A 20,209-nucleotide genomic window follows, 5' to 3' on the forward strand; every position below is an offset into this window, starting at 1 on the left:
TACTGACTACTGACTACTGACTACTGACTACTGACTACTGACTACTGACTACTGACTACTGACTACTGACTACTGACCATTTTTAGAATATCTTGCTGGACTTTTTCCGGGGATCGATCGCCGTTGATAGTTAACAGTTTGTTGCGATACTCGTAATACTCTAAGATAGGAATAGTGCGTTCCTCGAACAAATCTAGCCGGCGGTGTAAAATTTCTGGCTCGTCGTCCGATCGATCGCGTTCGATCGATCGACTCAACAACACCTCATTGGGCACTTTCAGCCAAACTGCCCAATCTAGCTCTTGTGCCAAATCAGAGAGCAAAAAATCCAATTCCTCAGCTTGAAAAGCCGTTCGCGGATAGCCCTCCAACACCCAGCCATTAAACACATCCCACAGCAGCAGTCGGCGGCGAAAGAATTGAATCATAGTTGTGTCGGGAACTAATTCCCCTTTTTCAACATAAGACACCGCCAACTTGCCCAAATCTGTTTCATCTGCGATCGCCTCCCGTAGAATGTCCCCCACAGCCAGCAAAGGAAGGCTCAAATTGCTGCAAAGTAGTTCAGCCTGAGTTCCCTTTCCCGCTCCTGGCCCTCCCAGAATCACCACTCTCACAGTCTCTGCTCCTAGTGCCGCGACATTCAAATTCTACGCGATGTTTACCTTTTTTTGACAATCTTGGACTCACCAAGACTGCCATCCACCGGGTTTTTCGCCCTATAACCGTATCCCTCTGGCGATCCCGGCCGTAGTTGAGTAAAAAACCTGTTTGTGCCTCAGCGATCGATCGAGTTCAAAAAAGCTCACAAACGACTGCGACTGCGACTAGCTTTTGACTAATTGTACATTTAGCGTTCGATCCGATGTGCGATCGGTCAAGTCACTATATATTGTTAAGCAGGCTCGATCGAACCCAATATCGGAACCGCCGTCAAAACTTAGTTACGATTAAACAATATTGCATAACTCCTCCATTAATACATAAACTGCAGATGTCAGGCAGATGCAACACAGATATACGCAGATAATTTCAGATAATTTGTGAATGAGTACAAGAGGTATATTATTGCTTAATTCCTGCCTTTAGCCCCTGCTTCCGACTTTCTTATTCCTTCTTCCTACAAATCTCGGCGCGACAGCAGAAACCAGATCCCGCCCAAACCCAAAACACCGCACAAAACCCCACCTTCCCACCCAAAAATAGTCCCTCCCGGCAAATGTCCAGGCATTGCCTTAGAAGTAAAATTCAATTCAGTATAATATACCCACTCACCGTTAACCCGCCACCCCACCCGATCGCCAAATTTATCCCAAACAGTAGCATCATAAACACCCGGCTTTCCTCCCAACTTTAGCCACAATTTTTTTTGCACAGAAAAGCCGAACCTGCGGTGACTGTACCTAACCCAAAGTTTGTCAATCGTCTCTAAATCCTTAACGGGAAACTTCCTAATATCTTCCTCGCTCAAATAACCAGTAGAAACTTGCTCCATCGCCTCCAGCATTTTCACAGAAGTTTCTTCATCAGCATCCCGCCAATTTTTAGCAGCAAGCAGCCTTTCCAAGTGAGAATAATCAATACCTTTTTCTGACTCTAAGTTGACAGAAACTAGCGGAGTATCAGTCACGGGCTGAGTCGAAAATGAAGGACTGAGAACTGTTGCTTGCTGCAAATTAACCAGTCCTGGTACCACAACAATAGGAGGTTTAATAACTTCCAAAACTTGCGGAGCAGACTTATAGCGGTCTTTGACATATTCCTGAATCAATTTATCCAAAATCTGACTTAAATCCTGGCTAATTTTTGTTCCTTTCGGCAAAGCCTCCCTCCAAAGCCAGCGACCTTCGAGCGGATCGTAAAGGTCATCGTGAATGTCGCCGTAGATATCCAAATAAGGCATAACAGAAGTCAGCAAACGAATGCAAGTCACTCCTAAACTGTAAAGGTCACTAGCAGGAACAGCCCTACCGTGACGCTGTTCTAGAGCCGCGTAACCTGGAGTTCCTAACTTGGTTCCAGCCTTGGTAGGAGCCTCAGCTACTACCTGTTTGGAAACCCCAAAATCTATCAGCACGAATTTGCGATCGCGATTTCGCCGGATCACGTTCTCAGGCTTAATATCCCGATGAATTACATTACGCTCGTGAACAAAATTCAGCACAGGTAACAAATCTAACAGCAGTTCCCTTGTCTTAGTTTCGCTATAAGCACCATATTTTTCTAACTCATCCTTTAAATTATTGCCATCAATAAACTCTTGCACCAAATACAAGCGCCCATCTTCCTCAAAATAAGAAATTAACTGAGGAATTTGTGGGTGTTTCAGTTCGTAAAGCCGCCTTGCTTCTTGTTCAAACAGTCGGACATACTTTTTGAAATGAGCAGGTTTTCGCTGAAAATCTAGAGGTGGCGATAACTGTTTTATAACGCACAATTCCTCAAATTTTCCATGATTTACCGCTCTAAAAGTTCTACCAAATCCTCCATCGCGTAGTGGCTCAGTAGCTGCATAAAGGTCTTTTAGCAGCAGCTTTGAACCACAATTAAGACAATACTTTGTGCCTGGTGGGTTCTGACGCTTTTCTCTTGGGCAATCGAGATTAAGGCAGTATGTCATATATTAAAAAAAATGCGAAAAATTATACTCGGGGTGTAATTTTATTCAATAGTCCGATCGCGAGTTGGTTTTTGTGGAGGCGAGACTGGGCACCTTAGTATAGCTGCAGCCACCGTCGCCCTCGGGATCGCTCTCGCCAGACTGCCCCTAAGCAAGTATAACTCTCTTGATGGTTTGACCTCAAACTCGAAGTCCAAATCTAATCCTAAACTTCGATCGGCTCAATACATTTGATTTAGCGGTCAAATAGCCAGCAGATTTAACAAAAATAGTAATTTATTACCCAGCCAGTTAGTTTTGCAAGGCCGAAAACACAACTTAGGATTCTGCCTGAGATATAATTTTATTGCCAGAGAGAAGCAGACTAACCGCAGGTGTCGCTGTCCTCAAGTTCGTTAGCGAAGCCCTCGAAGAGGATCGACCTCAACCTTTATCCAGTATAAAATTTTACCAAAGCCCTGCCAAATCAACCATCCCAAACTCCCTAACTCTCCCTACATTAAAATAAATATTGGCTGGCTCGATCGCACTCGGATTGCGCGATCGACAATTAGCCAGTTTAAGCTGCTGTTTTTTTTCAGCTATTACCACCTAAATTTATTGCGTTCGGTCTACTTAATTAGGAACTGACAGTGACACCCAAACTACCGCCATCTAAAACTCCCGCCACCCCCAAAAAATTAGCAAAAATTCCCTGGTTCGAGCGGTTCATGGCACTCGTCGCCATCGGAAATTTCAGTCTAGTATTATTTGACATAACTTACATACCGTGGCGTGATTTTTACTTCCGGCAACTACCAGTTATTACCAAAATATACGACCCATTTAAAGGAATTAAACCGCACCGAGACACCAAGAAATATCTAGAAACTTTAGAAGAATTAAAAATTCTAGTAGTGCAAACAGGCTTGCAATCTCCCCAAGTAGCAGCCAAATTGCAGGAAATAAACAATCTGACCGCAAAAATGATCGACGAAGATCCCTTTCGAGTAGCATCAAAAAGCGGTGCCCTAGAAAAAATCAAAGACCGGATGCGCGATCGCGCCCCGAATCCGCAAGACTCCGCCAAACAATCATTCACAACATTCTGGAGTCAAAACTATTTAAACAAAAAAGGCTGGCAACAAGAAATCACTTGGTTTGATGCCAAAATTAAGCCGTTAATCGCCACCAACTATTACCGGACGATGGGAGAAAACGGCGAATTTACTGACAACTTCTGGCAAATCGACCTGCCATTTATGGCTTTATTCGCGATCGAATTTCTAGCCCGCACCTACTTCATCAGCCGCCGACACCGCAGCGTCACTTGGCGATCGGCCATGCTTTGGCGGTGGTACGACATCTTCCTGTTCCTCCCGTTCTGGCGCCTGTTGCGAATATTGCCCGTCACAATTCGCATCCACCAAGCCAAAATGCCGGATCTTCAACCCATACGCACCCAAATCAGCCGAGGTTTCGTCGCCAACTTCGCCCAAGAATTGACCGAAGTAGTAGTAATTCAGCTCATCAACCAGATGCAACAATCTATTACCACAGGCGAACTAGCTCGTCAACTATTTCAATCCCCAAAACAGCAATATTTAGACATCAACAATATCAACGAAATAGAAGCGATCGCCACCCATCTAGTCCAAATCACCGTCTACAAAGTCCTGCCCCAACTCCAGCCAGACTTAGAAGCCCTCCTGGGCTACAATATAGAATTATTTCTCAAACAATCCCCCCTCTATCAAGGATGGAAGCAAGTGCCCGGATTGGGAAACCTCCCCGCACAGCTAGCAGAGCAATTAGTTGCAGAGCTATCCAAATTAGTCACCCTCGGCCCCCAAGATGCCTACGAAGCCTTTAAAACCGCCAGCGAAGACCCCGTAGGCACTAAACTCTCAAGCCAGCTAGTCCAACATTTCGGCCAAGCTTTAGGAGCCGAACTCCAACAGCAGCAAACCTGGCAAGAAATACAACTGCTGCTGTCCGACTTCCTAGAAGAGTTCAAAATCAACTACATCCAGCGGTTGAGCGATGAAGACTTCGAGAAAATTTTAGAGCAAGCTAAGGAACTGCAGCGGATAGCCCCCCGTTAAGCTAACGGATGTTGGGGGAAGAAGTCATTAGTCATTAGTCATCAGTCATTAGTCAGAAGCAAAATAGAATCTTTTTCCCTCTCTCCCCCTCTCCCCCTCTCTCCCTCTCTCCCCCTCTCTCCCTCTCCCCGACACTCGCTCCGACAGTCTCGCCAGCGCGATCGATTTGTCACCGGACGGGCGATCGAGCTAAACTGAAAACTGAGGTCAACTTCGATCGGAGACAGCCCTCAAACTTCTTGGAAGAAACTGTTTCACCTAGGAGTGGGTCAAGCCCACTTTTTTTGTTGCGTTAGTCGCAGCCAAACAACTTAGGGCATCACACCTGCAAGCTGAAGACTTGCCGGCCGCGGGCGACGCAACAAAGTCATCCGTCGGCTAGAACACAGAAAGTAGAAGGCAGAATTTAAACCCCACAAGCTCATCCTCGGGCTTGAAAATCTGACATCTTTTTCTTCATTCCACAAATCAACTTGAGGGTAAAAACCCTCAGATATTGCGGTCAAAAATCAGGTCGGTCGATTTGAGATTTTCCATTTTCGATTTGAGATTTACTCCACAGATTAATCTGGGAGCCAAAACTTGAGTCTAAAATTTTTGGCTCTCCCCGACAGCAGTTGGGAGCCGATCTCGGTTTTTTGGGCGGGATCGAAGCAAAGCAATCTCAATAACTGATTTTTCCTTACCGTTTCCGAGTTCAGGAGTTTTAACTTAAGTATTCGATATGACTCATCCCCTAATCCCACAAATCATTGACTTAGCTACCCCCGTTGCGGAAACACTGGGATTGGAAGTAGTGGGAGCAGTGTTTCACACCAACCAAAATCCTCCCGTCTTGCGGGTAGACATCCGCAACCTCCAGCAAGACACCGGTTTAGCCGACTGCCAGCGGATGAGCACAGCCCTCGAAGCCGAGTTAGACGCAACCGACATCATCCCCGACGCCTACGTGCTAGAGATTTCCAGTCCCGGAATATCCCGATTGCTCAGCAGCGATCGAGAATTCATTACCTTTAAAGGCTTCCCAGTGACAGTCAAAGCCACCGAACCAGACTCGCGAATCAAAGAGTGGAAAGGACTACTGGTAGGTCGGGATGAAACAGCGGTTTATCTCAATCTAAAAGGGCGACAGGTTAAAGTTCCCCGCCCTCAAATTGCGCGAGTTGAACTAGACGAAGGAAAGGAGCAGTAAAGGTAAATTTTGAGTTTTGAGTTTTGGGCTCTCGGGGCGGTGCCTGTGAGTGTCCGCCAGATTTGAGATTTTAGATTGCCTCGCAGTAAGCTGAAAATGCTTCGCTGCGAGTTAATTTTTAAGAATCAAATCGAGAGCCGCGGGTTGAGTTGGCACAACAAATAAATTGTGACAACACCGAATTTACCTAACCCTATTTTGGGAACTCATAAATCATCACCCCTCAATTCCTATCAAAACTCACCAATTATCTTTTCGCGATTACCAGTTACGTATTGTCACAGTAAAAAAGGAGTGTTTTATATGTCAATGGTTCCCCTACCCGGACTCAAAGAAATGGTCGAAGGTATTAGCAAAGAGCGAAATTTACCCAAACACGCCGTCCAAGCAGCCTTGCGAGAAGCCCTGCTCAAAGGATACGAACGCTACCGCCGCACCCAAAAACTAGACCACTTCAGCGAAGAATACTTCGATAATTTTGATGTTGAACTGGACGCAGAACAAGAAGGTTTCCGCGTTTTGGCAAACAAAACTATTGTAGAAGAAGTCGAAAATCCCGATCACGAAATATCACTTTTGGAAGTGCAAGAAGTAGCCACAGAAGCTCAGCCGGGGAGCATCGTACTCGTAGACGTAACACCAAATCAAAAAGAATTTGGTCGCATGGCAGCCATTCAGACCAAACAAGTTCTTGCTCAAAAACTGCGCGACCAACAGCGCAAAATGATTCAAGAAGAGTTTAAAGATTTAGAAGAAACTGTTCTTCAAGCAAGAGTGATCAGGTTTGAGAGGCAGTCGGTAATTTTAGCAGTCACCAGCAGTTTCGGTCAGCCGGAAGTAGATGCCGAACTCCCCAAGCGCGAACAGTTGCCCAACGACAATTACCGGGCCAACGCTACTTTCAAGGTTTATCTCAAAAAGGTAGGCGAAGGCTCCACGAGAGGGCCGCAGTTACTTGTTTCTAGAGCAGATGCAGGTTTGGTGGTTTACCTGTTTGCTAACGAAGTACCAGAAATAGAAGACGGGGTGGTGAGGATTGTCGCCGTAGCCAGGGAGGCAAATCCGCCATCCCGGCACGTCGGCCCTCGGACTAAAATAGCAGTTGATACGCTAGATCGCGATGTAGACCCGGTAGGAGCCTGCATCGGAGCGCGGGGATCGCGGATTCAGGTAGTAGTCAACGAATTGCGCGGCGAAAAAATAGACGTGATCCGCTGGTCTCCAGATCCGGCCACCTATATCGCTAACGCTCTTAGTCCTGCTAGAGTAGATGAAGTGCGTTTGGTTGCCCCAGAAGGCAGGCGAGCTCACATTTTGGTCGCTGAAGACCAACTGAGTCTTGCCATAGGCAAAGAAGGTCAGAACGTCCGCCTCGCAGCCCGCCTGACAGGTTGGAAAATCGATATCAAAGATATTGCTAAGTACGATCGCGAGGCCGAAGACATCAAATTGGCAGCAGAAGCTACCAGGCTGGAAGAAGAAGAAGTAGCAGGAGACTACTACGAAGACGAAGACGAAGCATCAGGCTTCGACGGCGAGGCGGAAGCCGCAGAATTGGCAGCAGAAAAGGCAGCAACGGACGAAACCGCAGCCCCAGTCTAAAAACTGTGCTCTTGACCAAGATTTTTCCGCACGGGAGACAAGGAGAACTTGTCCCCCTCGGACACTATCCTCCTCTTCTCCCCCCTCTCCCCTTCTCACTTTGATGAAACCGAACTACCGGTGTTGTGCAAGTTGTCGAAAAATAGCTCCAAAGGAAGCTTTTTGGCGAGTAGTCAGGGTCTATCCTTCTCATCAGGTACAATTAGATCGCGGCTTCGGTCGTTCCGCTTACCTTTGTCGGGCGAGCGAATGCCTGAAAGCAGCTCAGAAAAAAAATCGACTTGGGCGATCGCTCAAAGCGCCTGTGTCTGACGAACTGTACCAAACACTTTGGCAGCTTTTAGACACATCTGACTGTACATTTGACTCGGGTTCAACCGGGCGAAAAACCGACAAGAGTTCGGTATCGACTGTATAATAAACCCTCGCGAGCAGCACGCGCCAGTAAATACTGGTAGCGCCAGCTCTACAACCTCAATCCGATCGGCCCACCAGTCTGGAAAGATTTGTGTCAGATTAGATAAGGGTAGGGTACTAGCAGAGGTATCCTCAAGGTGGAAAAGCTAACTTAGAAGCTTGAAAAAGTGGCAGTTGCCAAAAAAAAATCAGACTTCGACAGTTGCCACTTTCCCAAAAAAACTTGAAAATTATCTCAAGGCAGACTTCAGCGAGCTGCATCTTTTAGATAAAATTACCTCCCTGAGTACCAAAACCCCGATTCCTGACACTGAATCAATCACAGCGAATGATGTCGTCATTAGAACAAAGAATCAAAATGTAAAAACTGGTTGGCACAAAAGAGGGCAGAGTGGATGAACAACGGCAAAGTAAGAATTTACGAATTATCACGGGAACTAAATTTGGATAATAAAGACATCTTGGCAGTTTGCGAGCGGCTCAATATTTCAGTCAAGAGCCACAGCAGCACAATTACAGAATCAGAAGCAGAACGAATTCGCAAAACGGCGGAAAAATACGTAGCCAGCAGCCACTCTTCCCCCGGCAAGCCAGCTCCTACCGAAAGAGCAGCAGCGCCATCAAAAGAGTCTGGCCCTCACCCTAACGACCAACAAAAAAAGCAGCAAATTTTAGAAATACGCAGTCCAAAAGTACGGCCGGCTGGTGATTCCTCCCAGCAGGCGGGCAACGAGGAGCAAAAAAACGAGCCTGGTGCTACCGTGGCAACTCCTCCCAAATCGCCTGCCGCCGGGCAACTCCAGCCCCCCGCTAAACCAAATATCAATCGACCGGTGCTGTCGAAGCCAAATGTCTCTGGCTCGGGAGCAACTTCGGAAACAGATTCAGAAACAGCTTCAGAAACAGTAGGTGCGATCGCCCCGGAAACAACCGCCCAGGATCGAGCACCTGCGGCACCTGCGACAGCTCAACCGCCGTCGTCCAAGGCACCCGATCGTACCCCGCGCCAGCCAGCCACTCCCCCAGCAGCACCGGGGGCAAAACTCACGTCGCCACCAGTCAGAGCGACGGCGGAGTCGGCAACGCGCACCCCACAAAGTCTGGGAAACAAGCCGGTACTAAAACTTGCCAGAACCGAGCAAGAGCAATCACAACAGACAGAAAATCTGGAAGCGCCGGCCAGACCGAGCCGCCCCAGCAGACCCGCACCGGGAGGTAGCGACGCCCAAAGACCTCGCCCTAGCGCTGGCGGCCCTGTTAAAACTGCACTTGCCGATCGACCGCAGCCCGGTGGCCCGCGCCGGAGCCTAGCGCCCGTAACGTCAGCAGGAGGGCTCCGAAGCCGAGGTGGTGACACCGGAGCCGCAGGGGATGACACTGATGAGAATGAAGAAGATACGCCGTTGCTGGATACTCTTCTGCTTCCCAAGCCGACACTTCCGCGTCCAGCCAAAAAGACATCGGTCATTTGGGAAGAAGATGATGACGAAAACTCAGATGCTGCCAAAGCTGCCAAAAAGGTCAAGCAGGCACGTTCTCGCCTCAAACCCATAGACGAGGATGACGATGACTTAGAAAATGGCTTGGATATGCCAGCGCCAGTTACCGTCAGCCTGTCCTTAGCCCGCCCAGCTAAAGCAAAGGGACAAGCAGCACCAAAGTCAACACCAACTCCGGGCGCACCGGGAAGCAGCGGCAAAAACAAAAGACCGGGCCCTTCTCACGATAAAAGTTCTTCTGGTTCTTCTGGGGGACGCGGCAGCCGGGGCAAAACAGCCGAAGCTAAGGTAGAACGTCCAGAAAAGCTGCTGCTGAGCAGACCGATGACCGTTCAAGAACTAGCAGTTACTTTGGCTGTTCCCGAAACCGAAATTATTAAACGGTTGTTCTCAAGAGGCATTGCGGTCAACATTACCGAAACCCTAGATATTTCAGCGGTGAGAACGGTAGCCGAAGAAATGGGTGTAGAGGTAGAAACTCCCGAAAAAGTAGCCCCAGCCCTCAAAGTCATCGAGATGATCGATGAAGCAGATTTGGAATACCTCGAGCGCCGTCCGCCAGTGGTAACGATTATGGGTCACGTGGATCACGGCAAAACAACCTTGCTCGACTCGATCCGCAAAACAAAGGTGGCTCAGGGAGAAGCTGGGGGAATTACCCAGCACATCGGCGCTTACCACGTAGATGTGGTACACGAAGGCAAGAGCCAGCAGGTGGTGTTTTTGGATACGCCCGGTCACGAAGCCTTTACAGCAATGCGGGCTCGGGGAACGCGGGTTACGGACATCGCTATCTTGGTGGTGGCGGCGGACGATGGCGTGCGTCCTCAGACAATTGAAGCGATCAGCCACGCGAAAGCCGCGAAAGTGCCAATTGTCGTGGCTATTAATAAAGTAGACAAGGAGGGCGCTCAGCCGGAACGGGTGAAGCAAGAGCTGACTGAGTACGGCTTGGTCGCAGATGACTGGGGCGGCGATATTACAATGGTTCCCGTCAGCGCGATTAAGGGGGAAAACCTGGATACCCTGTTGGAAATGATTCTGACAGTGGCAGAAATGGAAGACCTCAACGCTAACCCGAACCGACCGGCTAAGGGTACTGTGATTGAAGCTCACCTCGATAAGGCAAGGGGGCCTGTGGCAACCCTGCTGGTGCAGAACGGCACTCTGCGAGTGGGCGATATTGTGGTCGCAGGCTCGGCTCTGGGTAAGGTGCGGGCAATGATCGATGACCGGGGCGATCGCGTAGACCAAGCAAGTCCATCCTTCGCGGTGGAAGTGCTGGGGCTGCGGGATGTACCTCGCGCCGGAGATGAGTTTGATGTCTTCGGAAACGAAAAAGAAGCAGCGGCGATCGCCAGCGGAAGAGCTACCTTCCAACGAGATTCTCGCCTGCTCCAAGGTGGCCGGATCAGCCTCAGCGGCTTCTCTCAACAAGCTAAGGAAGGCGTTCTCAAGGAACTCAACTTGATCTTGAAGGCAGATGTCCAAGGCTCCCTCGAAGCAATTGTCGGCTCTCTGACTGAACTTCCTCAAAAAGAAGTTCAACTCCGACTGCTGCTGTCTGCTCCTGGGGAAATCACAGAAACGGATATTGACCTCGCTGCAGCCAGTAATGCTGTAATTATCGGGTTCAATACTACTCTCGCCACCGGCGCTCGCCAAGCGGCCGACCAAGCGGGCGTAGACGTGCGGGAATACGGCATCATCTATAACCTCTTGGATGATATTCAAGGGGCGATGGAAGGTCTGCTGGAACCAGAACTGGTGGAAGAACCTCTGGGTAAGGTGGAAGTGCGCGCTGTCTTTGCGATCGGTCGTGGGGCTGTCGCTGGCTGTTACGTACTCGAAGGCAAGGTCATCCGCAACTGTAAGGTGCGGGTACGCCGGGGCAACAATATCGTTTACGAAGGTATCCTCGACTCGCTCAAGCGGATGAAGGAAGATGCTAAGGAAGTCAATACTGGCTACGAATGCGGCATTTCCTTGAGCGGCTTTAGCGACTGGGCCGAAGGCGATATTATTGAAGCCTACCGCATGGTTACTAAGCGCCGGACTCTATCTCAATAGTTTTGAGTGGTGAGTTTTGAGTTGGAAGAGAAGTTTTGAGTCCAGGTAACTAAATTGCCGATCGCTCGAAACTATTCTCTTCAACTCAATACTCCCAAACTAGATTTCTGGCATAAATCTTTAATGCGAGCCGATCGACCGCAGATGCTATTGGGATAAACACAGATCAACGCAGATTCATTTCAAAATACGTTTGTGAATCAGTCCAAGAAGTCTACTATTCACTCACAAGTTTGGTTTTTAACTCAAAATTTAAAATTCACCCACTCAAATAAGACTTACAAAAAGTAACCGGATTGATTTTAAAAATCCTCGGTTTGACCGCTAGATATGTACTCCTCGCAACAGATTTTCACGGGAAGAGTGCATCCAAGATTGTAAAAACTCAAAATTGAAAACTCATAATTCATAACCAATAATTAATTAAAGTGCGTTCTTTTTGGTCAGAGCCTTTTTTATGGATTCACCTTTCTGGGGCGGCTGCACTGCCGATCTTCCTGGGACTGTGTTTGCTGGGACTCGCAGTGGGTTCTCCCGCGATTCCTGTGTGGTTAGAAGTGTTTTTAGTGGCTGTAGCAGGTATTGTTCCGGTGCTGTGGATGCAGTGGTTCCGCCCTTTTTATATTTTTAGTATTTTAGTAGTGGCTGTGAAACCGGACAAGTTAACTGATTTGCAGCAGCAGATTCTGACTCGATTTAAAACTAAATTAAATAAAGGAGTGGCTCTTTTTGTCGCTGTTTTGTTGGCAATAATTTTGTGGCATCTCTACCGATTGGCTCCCCTCGCTGCTGGCGTGGCTCCGTTTCCTCCTTCCTGGCGGTGGGCTGGATTGTTGTTGGCAGGTTCTGCTTTTTTAGCTAGCAATTTGTTTTTGCAGGTGTCTGCTAGTGTGATGGCGGTTTTGCTGACGCCGGAATCTCAATTTGCAGCGACAAAGCCTTATTTTTTACAAAAAATTAGGCATGATTTTACGATCGCACTTTGGCAAGTCGATCGACTTTTGCCGACTTTTGCGGTCGAGATAACTGTCACGGAAGCTGCACCCGGAGAGTCAAGCAATCCGCCACCGACAATTGGGAATTCGCCAGCCGGCAGTATTGTCAACCCACAACTTTCTGACACCAACGGCGTTACCTCCCTACCCCAACAGTCGATCGAAAAGTGAAATGAAAAATTAAACTCGAAATAATTGTAATTTAAGCTACTTTACCTTCGACAGATGTATGCTGTAAAAAAAAATAAGTAATGGCTCTGTTCTGATTGAGATTATTAATAATTTTAATATTTAATTTTAAATCACAGATTATAGATATTTTAGGTTGGCTATTTCCAGAGAAGAATCTATAATAGAGAAAGTCAAGGTAAGCTTTCAATCCCTACAGGGGATTAAAACAGAGGTATAACAATATGGCGAATTATTCACCGATCGCACAACAACCTCAAGCAGCAGAGCCGATCGAGCTGTGCGAAGATTCTGAAATCTGGGGCAGTCTCAAATCTGCGATCGGCGCAAGTTCAGGATTTCAACGCTGGCAGCTAGAACTCAATTTTGAGAGCAAGCAGAAAAATGCCAGCATCGATCAACAGGTGCGATCCTATCTACGAGAAACTTTAGCAACTTTGGCTTACTGAGCGCCCTCAAACCAAAGATGGTCAAGGTTTGTGAATTTTACAGGCAAAGAAAGCAGGCATCCCCTCCAATCTGCGAAGTAAGTGCCGCAAGCGATCGCAGCAACTTCGGACATCAAATTGCAGGGGACACTATTTTTGCTTACTGAGTCGGAATTAATTTCCGCATCCTACTTCTACACCCTCTCAGAAAAATCCAGATAAAATTAGCCTGAAACCCTGATACAAAGCGACTGCGACTGCTATCTATTTATGTGTCTGTTGCCGCAACTCTTTATAATAGGACGGAGGCAAAAGAAAATTCACAGTGCGGTTCTAGGGGTATATCAAACCGTCAACATAACCAGATTACAAATCTTTTGCACCGTAGATTCTATTAAATACGACACAACCAGAGTTTAGGAAAATGCGCTTAGTCATAGTTCAGTATGCCGGCGATTACGCAAAAACCTTTCAGCATCTGGCCCAAGGGGGAAGCGAAACATACTACGCTCAAAAATATTCTGTTGATGCCGTTACTGAGATGGCAAAACGACCGGAGGCTGAGTCAGTAACGGTTATGTGCTGCATGACACCAGAATTTAACGATCGGGTTCTAGAAAACTGCGTGCGGGCGATCGGTTGCGGATTTAATTACAAAGTTGATTCCAAAAAATTGATAGAATTAATTGCCGAGTAAAATCCGACTCATTTAGTCCTGCGGACGGTTATTCCCGACATTTTTAATTTTGCAATTGAAAATACAATTAGAACCATAGCTGTATTTGCCGAATCTATTGCAACAAAAAGCTGGCGCGATAAGTGCCGCAACTATTTCCTGACCAATTTTTTGAATAACAAGCAAATAGAATGGGTTGGGACTTACGGCATTACTTCATCTTTATTGTTCAAAGAAATTGGAGTAAAACCAGATCAAATAATTCCTTGGGACTTTCTCTTAGATACCAATCCCGGCTCTTTGTCGCCGAAAGAAATCCCTGCAGATCTCAAAAAAATGAAACTGTTTTACGCTGGTTCGTGAGTACAAAGTAAGGGAGTTGGCGATATATTAAGAGCCGTACCAAAGTTAAAAGAGCGGAATATATCAGTTCACTTAAAAATGGCAGGTAAAGGGGAAGAAGAGTTTTTTACCCGGCGAGTTGAAGAGTTGCAAATTAAAGATTATGTAGAATTTCGGGGACTGGTGCCAACTCATACTTTAGAACCTTTAATGAGAGAATCCGATATCGTGCTAGTTACTAGCAGGCACGAATATCCCGAAGGCTTTCCCCTGACAATTCAGCACGCTTTACGCACTAGAACACCGATAGTAGCTTCGGATCACCCGATGTTTAAAACCCACTTGAAGCATGGCGTTAATTCCATGATTTTCGAGGCGGGGAACTCTCAGGCTTTAGCCGAATGTATCGAAAATCTGGTTTCGGATTCAGGGCTTTATCACAATATTTCTGTCGCTTCTCACTCAACCTGGCATGACTTGCGCTTGCCTGTCAAATGGGCCGAATTGATCGATCGCTGGCTGGATGATTCCCCTGAAAGCAAACAGTGGTTGTTTGAAAACCGACTGGCTTCTGAATACTACAATCAAAAATCTAGTGAATGATTAATTCCAAAAATGCGATCGACCCACCAGCCAATTTCCCAGCCACAGCCCGAAACCGGAAGTAGCAACTAACAGGATAAATGTGTAGAGCCCGCGCCCAGTGGCGATCGACCTTTCGCCCACTACCATCCGCGCCACAACTCCAGCCACAATTCCGATCGCAGCCCAAGCCCCATAAACACTCTTAGATCCAGCAATCTCTAAGGCTTGCGTCAAAGCCCCGGAACCCTCCCCAGCCAAAACCCCCGCCCACGCCCCAATCCCCAGCCCGATCGCACCTCCAAGTCCGATGGGACTTCGGGAATTCATGGCGACTTCCGCCACCAGGCCGCAAGTCAAGCCCGCAATCCCCCAACCCACCGCAGCCGCCAACACCTGCTGCAAATCCCCAGCATCCGTGCCGATTCCAGCCATCAACCCCAACACTGTCGCCACTCCCGCAGCCCCCACAACTACAGCCACGGCCCGAGACTCCGCCTCAGAACTGGCGATCGCCCCCAAACCCGCCCCAACCGCCGCCCAGACAGCCCCCGTTACCATTCCTCCAGCCTGAAAACCGGCGATCGACCCCCCCACCGCCCCAGCCAAAACCAGTGCCGCCAGCCACACTTTAGGCGTTGCCGAACCCTCCGCCAGCAAAATCGCGGCCCACAGCCAATCCGCACCCCAGATTAAAGCTGACATCCACAGGGGGGCCTGATATTTTGTCAAAATGCAGCCCGTCACAGCGTAACTCGCCACGGCGATCGCCAGTGGGCCCCAAGGAAAAGTTAAATAGTTGTGAGATGCCTGCGGTTTGGAGTATTGAGTCGGAAACTCTTTTTTCCTTTTCTTTAGACTGTTTTGAACTCGCCGCGCTTTCCTCGCCGCGCTGCGCCCCGAAGGCTTTCTTCCCCGCTCGGTTTGCCTATTTTTAGTGGTAAATTGTTTCTTGCTTAAAGAGTTGTTTGGAGTTGAAACTTTTTGGGATGAGGCTTTGGGGCGGGTTTGACGGCGCTGGGAACCGTGCCTGCCGGCTGATTTTCCCGAACGCCTTCTCAGCGGCTTTTCCGGCGGTGCTGGGGGTGGCGCAGGCTGTGGCTGCTGAAACGGTTTGTCGATCGACTTCGATTCCGGCTGACTGAGAAACAACACCAACTCTTCGTAAGCTTGATTAATTTCTATTAATCTTTGTTCAGCTTTTTGTTGCAGGCGATCGCCAGGGGGCAACCGATCGGGATGCCACACAAACGCTAAATCCCTGTAAGCGCGTTTAATTTCTTCTAAGGAAGCTCCCGGCTCAATTTCGAGGATTTCGTAGCATCGATTAATGTCAGCCATAGGCTTCGATCGGCAGGTATTGGTAAATTTACGCGCGTGCGAAGCTATCCCGAGCGGGAATCGTACTTCTTATCTTTTAGCATTCTCAGGCAAGCTGCACAATCAGCCGATCGCGATCGAGAGTCAGTCGATTATAGATTGAGGACTTATGCCATGTCCGATCGATTACCACCATGACAAAAATGGATCGCGATATCGGTCAATCGAGGGGACATGATATTACGCAGAAAACCCGGTTTTTCGGAAAAATCCAAATTTTAGACTCCACTTCGGGCTCCGGTGAATCACTGCGCTGCAAGTAAATCTTCAATAGGAAAATCGAAAATTTCAAATCGACTGACTGATTTCATAAGGGTTTAGAGCTTTTTTGCGGTTGCGTTCGGTTTTGAAACAGGCATCACAACTGGCTACAATGAGAAAATACTTTCGTGCGATCGCAATCTGTGTCAGTGTCGGCAAATCAAGCTCCCACCTTCATCTTAGTTGACGGCCACTCCCTGGCCTTTCGTTCCTACTTCGCCTTCGCCAAAAGTCGAGACGGAGGCTTGCGAACAACCACAGGCATTCCCACCAGCGTCTGTTTTGGCTTTCTCAAGTCGCTGCTGGAAGTTATGGCCGCCCACGATCCCCAGTACATGGCGATCGCCTTTGACCTCGCCACGCCCACTTTTCGCCACGAAGCAGACGAAACTTACAAAGCAGGTCGTCCCGAAACCCCCGAAGATTTTATTCCCGATCTCAAAAACCTGCAAGAACTCCTCACCTATCTCAATTTGCCAGCAGTCACCGCTGAGGGCTACGAGGCGGACGATGTTTTGGGAACTTTAGCCAACAAAGCCAGCGCCGCCGGTTATGCGGTTAAAATCCTCACGGGCGATCGAGATTTGTTTCAATTAGTAGAAACCGACAAAAATATCAGCGTCTTGTATTTGAGTACCGACGAGCTCAGGCGATCGGGAAAAGGCAAATCTCAAGAATACGGCCCCGAACAAGTTAAAGAAAAACTCGGTATTTTGCCCGAACAAGTAATAGATTACAAAGCTTTGTGCGGCGACAAATCCGACAACATTCCCGGAGTCAGAGGCATCGGCGACAAAACCGCCCTGCAATTGCTAGAAGCTTACAATTCCCTCGACGGAATTTATGCAGCCATCGACGAGATTAAAGGCGCAACCAAGAAAAAGCTAGAAGAAGGCAAAGAAGCTGCCTATCATTCTCAGCGCATGGCGACAATTGTCCAAGATGTTCCCTTAGAAATCAACTTAGAAGATTGCCAGCTTATAGGTTTTGATGAATCAGCCTTGATTCCCATGCTGGAAAAGTTGGAATTCAAAACATTTTTAACCAAAGTTAAACAAATTCAAAAGCGGTTCGGCGGTGCGGAAAAAGAAAGTTCGGCAGCGGATTCTGTAACGGATTTAACGGATGTTCGGAGGGAAGGTTCGGCAGCGGATTCTGTAACGGATTTAACGGATGTTCGGAAAAAGGGAGAAGTTACAGTCTCTGAATTGCCTAACGCTGATAATTTAAATGATTTTTCCGCTGCAAGTTCTGAAATTTCAGAAGCAGACGAATTGTGGTTTTTTAGTGCGGCAGAAACCAAAGCTGCCCAGCAGAAAAACAAACTGCCAATCCAACCCCGAATCATTCAAACAATAGAACAGTTAAACGAATTAGTCCAACTGCTAGAAACCCACACCGACAAAAACTCGCCCGTGGCGTGGGATACCGAAACCACCGCCCTCGAACCGCGAGATGCCGAATTAGTCGGAATTGGCTGCTGTTGGGGAACCGGTGAAGAGGATGTCGCTTACATTCCCACGGGACACAAAACGGGTAAAAATTTGGACAAAGCCACGGCTTTAAACGCTTTGCGTCCGATTTTGGAAAGCGAAAATTATCCCAAGGCGCTGCAAAATGCTAAATTCGATCGCCTGATCCTGCGCTGTCAAGGAATCAAACTCGCTGGAGTCGTATTTGACACCATGCTAGCCAGTTACGTACTCAACCCAGAAACTAGCCACAGCCTCAGTGAATTGTCAAGGCACTACTTAGGCATTGTCGCAGAAAGCTACAAGGAATTAGTACCGAAAAACAAAACAATTGCTGACATCAGTATTGTAAAAGTAGCTGACTACTGCGGTATGGATGTTCACACCACGTTTGGGTTAGTAAGTAAACTTAGAGCAGAATTGGATAAAGCTGATGAAGCTAGCTTTTCCGGAAAAACTTTGGAGGATTTACTGCTGAAAGTAGAACAGCCTTTAGAACCAATTTTAGCAGAAATGGAATACTGCGGAATTCGCATTAATTCAGCTTATCTCAATACCCTCTCGCAAGAACTAGAAATAAAATTAGCCAAACTTGAAGAAAATACCTATGAAGCAGCGGGGAGAGAGTTCAACTTAGGTTCGCCCAAACAACTAAGCGAAATCTTGTTAGAAAAAATCCCCGAACAGTTTCAGAAAAAGTCTCGCAAAACAAAGACGGGATACTCTACAGATGCCGCTGTTTTGGATAAATTGCAAGGAGACCACCCGATTGTAGACGATTTATTAGAGTATCGAACATTATCCAAATTAAAATCAACCTATGTCGATGCTTTGCCGCAGTTAGTGCGTGCGGATACCGGGCGAGTACATACAGATTTTAACCAAGCTGCAACTGGTACGGGCCGGCTTTCTTCTTCCAATCCCAATTTACAAAATATTCCCATCCGCACCGAGTTTTCGCGGCAAATTCGCAAGGCTTTTTTACCGGAGTCTGGTTGGCTGATGGTGTCGGCTGACTATTCTCAAATTGAGTTGCGAATATTGGCTCATTTGAGTCAAGAACCGGTGTTGATTGAAGCTTACCAAAATAACCGAGATGTGCATACCGTAACGGCTCAACTGCTGTTTGAAAAAGAGGAAGTAACGCCGGATGAAAGACGGTTTGGGAAAACGATTAATTTTGGGGTAATCTATGGTATGGGGGCGATTAAGTTTGGGCGATCGATGGGCAAGTCTTCGGCAGACGGGAAAAAGTTTATTGAACGATTTAACGAGCGTTACAGTAAGGTTTTTGAATATTTGGAGCACGTAAAAAAAGAGGCGATCGCCCTAGGCTACGTTTCCACAATTCTCGGCCGCCGCCGCTATCTCAACTTCGAGAGCCCAACACTCGCTGAGTTTAAAAAAGAACGTCGCAACCCCGAAGACATTCACTCCAGCCTACTTAAGTCTCTCAATAGAAATGACGCCCAATCTTTGCGGGCTGCAGCCAACGCTCCCATTCAAGGCTCAAGTGCAGATATCATTAAACTTGCCATGATTGAGGTAGACAAAATTTTGCAAAACTATCAGGCGCGGCTGTTATTGCAAGTTCACGACGAATTAATCTTTGAAGTACCTCCCGATGAATGGGAAGAATTGCAGCCAAAAATTAGAACGGCGATGGAAAATGCTCTGCCACTTAGCGTACCGCTAATAGTTGACATCCACGCGGGGCAAAATTGGATGGAAACTAAATAAACAGAGAGAAATATGAACCCAACCAAAATCACCCTTTCTCCTAAAATCACCAGCTTAAGTGCACTTTTTCTGCTGTTCCTACTCTCCGGTTGTCCGCAAAAGCTACCGCCCAACAATTATGCTGTGAAACGAGTCAGCGACGGCGACACCCTTGTCGCCAGCGATAGCGCCGGGAAGGATATCAAAGTGCGTTTTGCCTGCATAGATGCACCGGAAATTGCCCACACCAATGCTGAAAAAAACAGCAAAAAAGCAGCAGAAAAGAATCAGTTTAAGTGGGGAAATCTAGCCGAGCAAAGAATGCAGCAGCTCGTCAAACAAGGGGGCGGGCGCGTGGTTTTGACCGTCACCGATACCGATCGCTACGGCCGCAAAATTAGCGAAGTTCGCTTGCCAAACGGCACATTTGCCCAAGAAGTTTTGCTGCGCGAAGGATTAGCAATGGTTTACCGTCCTTACTTAAAAAACTGTCCTAGTGCAAGTATTGTGGAACAAGCGGAAGCCGAAGCTAAGAAAAATCGGCGCGGCGTTTGGGGAGATTCTAAGTTTGTTCCCGCTTGGACTTTTCGGAAGAAATGATTGAGTTAGTTGTTAGTTGTTAGTTGTTAGTTGTTAGTTGTTAGTTGTTAGTTGTTAGTTGTTAGTTGTTAGTTGTTAGTT

General features: G+C 47.6%; 17 protein-coding genes and 1 pseudogene. 14 read left to right on the plus strand and 4 right to left on the minus strand.

What is annotated here, in order from left to right:
* Positions 1-62: 62 nt before the first annotated feature.
* The 3 genes from QUA97_RS25930 to QUA97_RS25940 form a co-directional block, all read right to left on the minus strand.
* Positions 63-617: an adenylate kinase family protein gene (locus QUA97_RS25930; RefSeq protein WP_333197066.1), complete on the minus strand. Its 555-nt coding sequence runs from the start codon at positions 615-617 to the stop codon at positions 63-65.
* Positions 618-1,120: 503 nt separating this feature from the next.
* Positions 1,121-2,620, minus strand: a complete 1,500-nt coding sequence (locus tag QUA97_RS25935; protein ID WP_333197037.1) for a GUN4 domain-containing protein — start codon at positions 2,618-2,620, stop codon at positions 1,121-1,123.
* 447 nt (positions 2,621-3,067) lie between these two features.
* Positions 3,068-3,211 (minus strand): hypothetical protein, encoded by a 144-nt coding sequence (locus tag QUA97_RS25940; RefSeq protein WP_333197039.1) that lies wholly within the window; start codon positions 3,209-3,211, stop codon positions 3,068-3,070.
* 41 nt (positions 3,212-3,252) lie between these two features.
* On the opposite strand from QUA97_RS25940, the gene QUA97_RS25945 reads away from it, so the two are divergent.
* The 11 genes and pseudogenes from QUA97_RS25945 to QUA97_RS25995 all read left to right on the plus strand — a co-directional run.
* Entirely contained in the window at positions 3,253-4,704 is a 1,452-nt protein-coding gene (locus tag QUA97_RS25945; RefSeq protein ID WP_333197041.1) for a hypothetical protein, read from the plus strand.
* Between the two features lie 724 nt (positions 4,705-5,428).
* Positions 5,429-5,896: a ribosome maturation factor RimP gene (gene rimP / locus QUA97_RS25950; RefSeq protein ID WP_333197043.1), complete on the plus strand. Its 468-nt coding sequence runs from the start codon at positions 5,429-5,431 to the stop codon at positions 5,894-5,896.
* Positions 5,897-6,199: 303 nt separating this feature from the next.
* Positions 6,200-7,498 carry a transcription termination factor NusA gene (gene nusA / locus QUA97_RS25955; protein WP_333197045.1) on the plus strand — a complete coding sequence of 433 codons (1,299 nt, stop codon included), beginning with the start codon at positions 6,200-6,202 and terminating at the stop codon, positions 7,496-7,498.
* 103 nt (positions 7,499-7,601) lie between these two features.
* Complete coding sequence (locus QUA97_RS25960) at positions 7,602-7,916, plus strand: YlxR family protein (protein ID WP_194012660.1); 315 nt, start codon at positions 7,602-7,604, stop codon at positions 7,914-7,916.
* A 158-nt stretch (positions 7,917-8,074) separates the two neighbouring features.
* Positions 8,075-8,314, plus strand: a complete 240-nt coding sequence (locus QUA97_RS25965) for a hypothetical protein (RefSeq protein ID WP_194012661.1) — start codon at positions 8,075-8,077, stop codon at positions 8,312-8,314.
* Positions 8,311-11,484, plus strand: coding sequence for a translation initiation factor IF-2 (gene infB, locus QUA97_RS25970; protein WP_333197048.1), 3,174 nt, complete (start codon positions 8,311-8,313; stop codon positions 11,482-11,484). The genes QUA97_RS25965 and infB overlap by 4 nt, the downstream gene beginning before the upstream one ends.
* A gap of 428 nt (positions 11,485-11,912) precedes the next feature.
* Positions 11,913-12,650: a low-complexity tail membrane protein gene (locus QUA97_RS25975; RefSeq protein WP_333197050.1), complete on the plus strand. Its 738-nt coding sequence runs from the start codon at positions 11,913-11,915 to the stop codon at positions 12,648-12,650.
* Between the two features lie 242 nt (positions 12,651-12,892).
* Positions 12,893-13,117, plus strand: a complete 225-nt coding sequence (locus QUA97_RS25980) for a hypothetical protein (protein ID WP_194012664.1) — start codon at positions 12,893-12,895, stop codon at positions 13,115-13,117.
* 403 nt (positions 13,118-13,520) lie between these two features.
* Positions 13,521-13,793: a hypothetical protein gene (locus tag QUA97_RS25985; protein WP_333197052.1), complete on the plus strand. Its 273-nt coding sequence runs from the start codon at positions 13,521-13,523 to the stop codon at positions 13,791-13,793.
* 150 nt (positions 13,794-13,943) lie between these two features.
* On the plus strand, positions 13,944-14,135 hold the full coding sequence (locus QUA97_RS25990) for a hypothetical protein (protein WP_333197054.1): 192 nt from the start codon (positions 13,944-13,946) through the stop codon (positions 14,133-14,135).
* A gap of 18 nt (positions 14,136-14,153) precedes the next feature.
* Positions 14,154-14,717: pseudogene (locus tag QUA97_RS25995) on the plus strand (glycosyltransferase family 4 protein); the annotation flags it as partial.
* On the opposite strand, the gene QUA97_RS26000 reads toward QUA97_RS25995, so the two are convergent.
* Entirely contained in the window at positions 14,718-16,037 is a 1,320-nt protein-coding gene (locus QUA97_RS26000; protein WP_333197056.1) for a J domain-containing protein, read from the minus strand. It lies immediately after the preceding pseudogene.
* On the opposite strand from QUA97_RS26000, the gene QUA97_RS26005 reads away from it, so the two are divergent.
* From QUA97_RS26005 to QUA97_RS26015, 3 genes are all read left to right on the plus strand, one after another.
* Positions 16,027-16,179, plus strand: a complete 153-nt coding sequence (locus tag QUA97_RS26005; protein ID WP_333197059.1) for a hypothetical protein — start codon at positions 16,027-16,029, stop codon at positions 16,177-16,179. The two genes, QUA97_RS26000 and QUA97_RS26005, sit on opposite strands and share 11 nt — an antisense overlap.
* A gap of 286 nt (positions 16,180-16,465) precedes the next feature.
* On the plus strand, positions 16,466-19,549 hold the full coding sequence (gene polA, locus QUA97_RS26010) for a DNA polymerase I (RefSeq protein WP_333197061.1): 3,084 nt from the start codon (positions 16,466-16,468) through the stop codon (positions 19,547-19,549).
* 12 nt (positions 19,550-19,561) lie between these two features.
* Positions 19,562-20,128: a thermonuclease family protein gene (locus QUA97_RS26015; RefSeq protein ID WP_333197064.1), complete on the plus strand. Its 567-nt coding sequence runs from the start codon at positions 19,562-19,564 to the stop codon at positions 20,126-20,128.
* Positions 20,129-20,209: the final 81 nt, after the last annotated feature.

The organism is Microcoleus sp. CZ3-B2 (genome assembly GCF_036705055.1).
In the GTDB taxonomy this organism is placed as follows: domain Bacteria; phylum Cyanobacteriota; class Cyanobacteriia; order Cyanobacteriales; family Microcoleaceae; genus Microcoleus.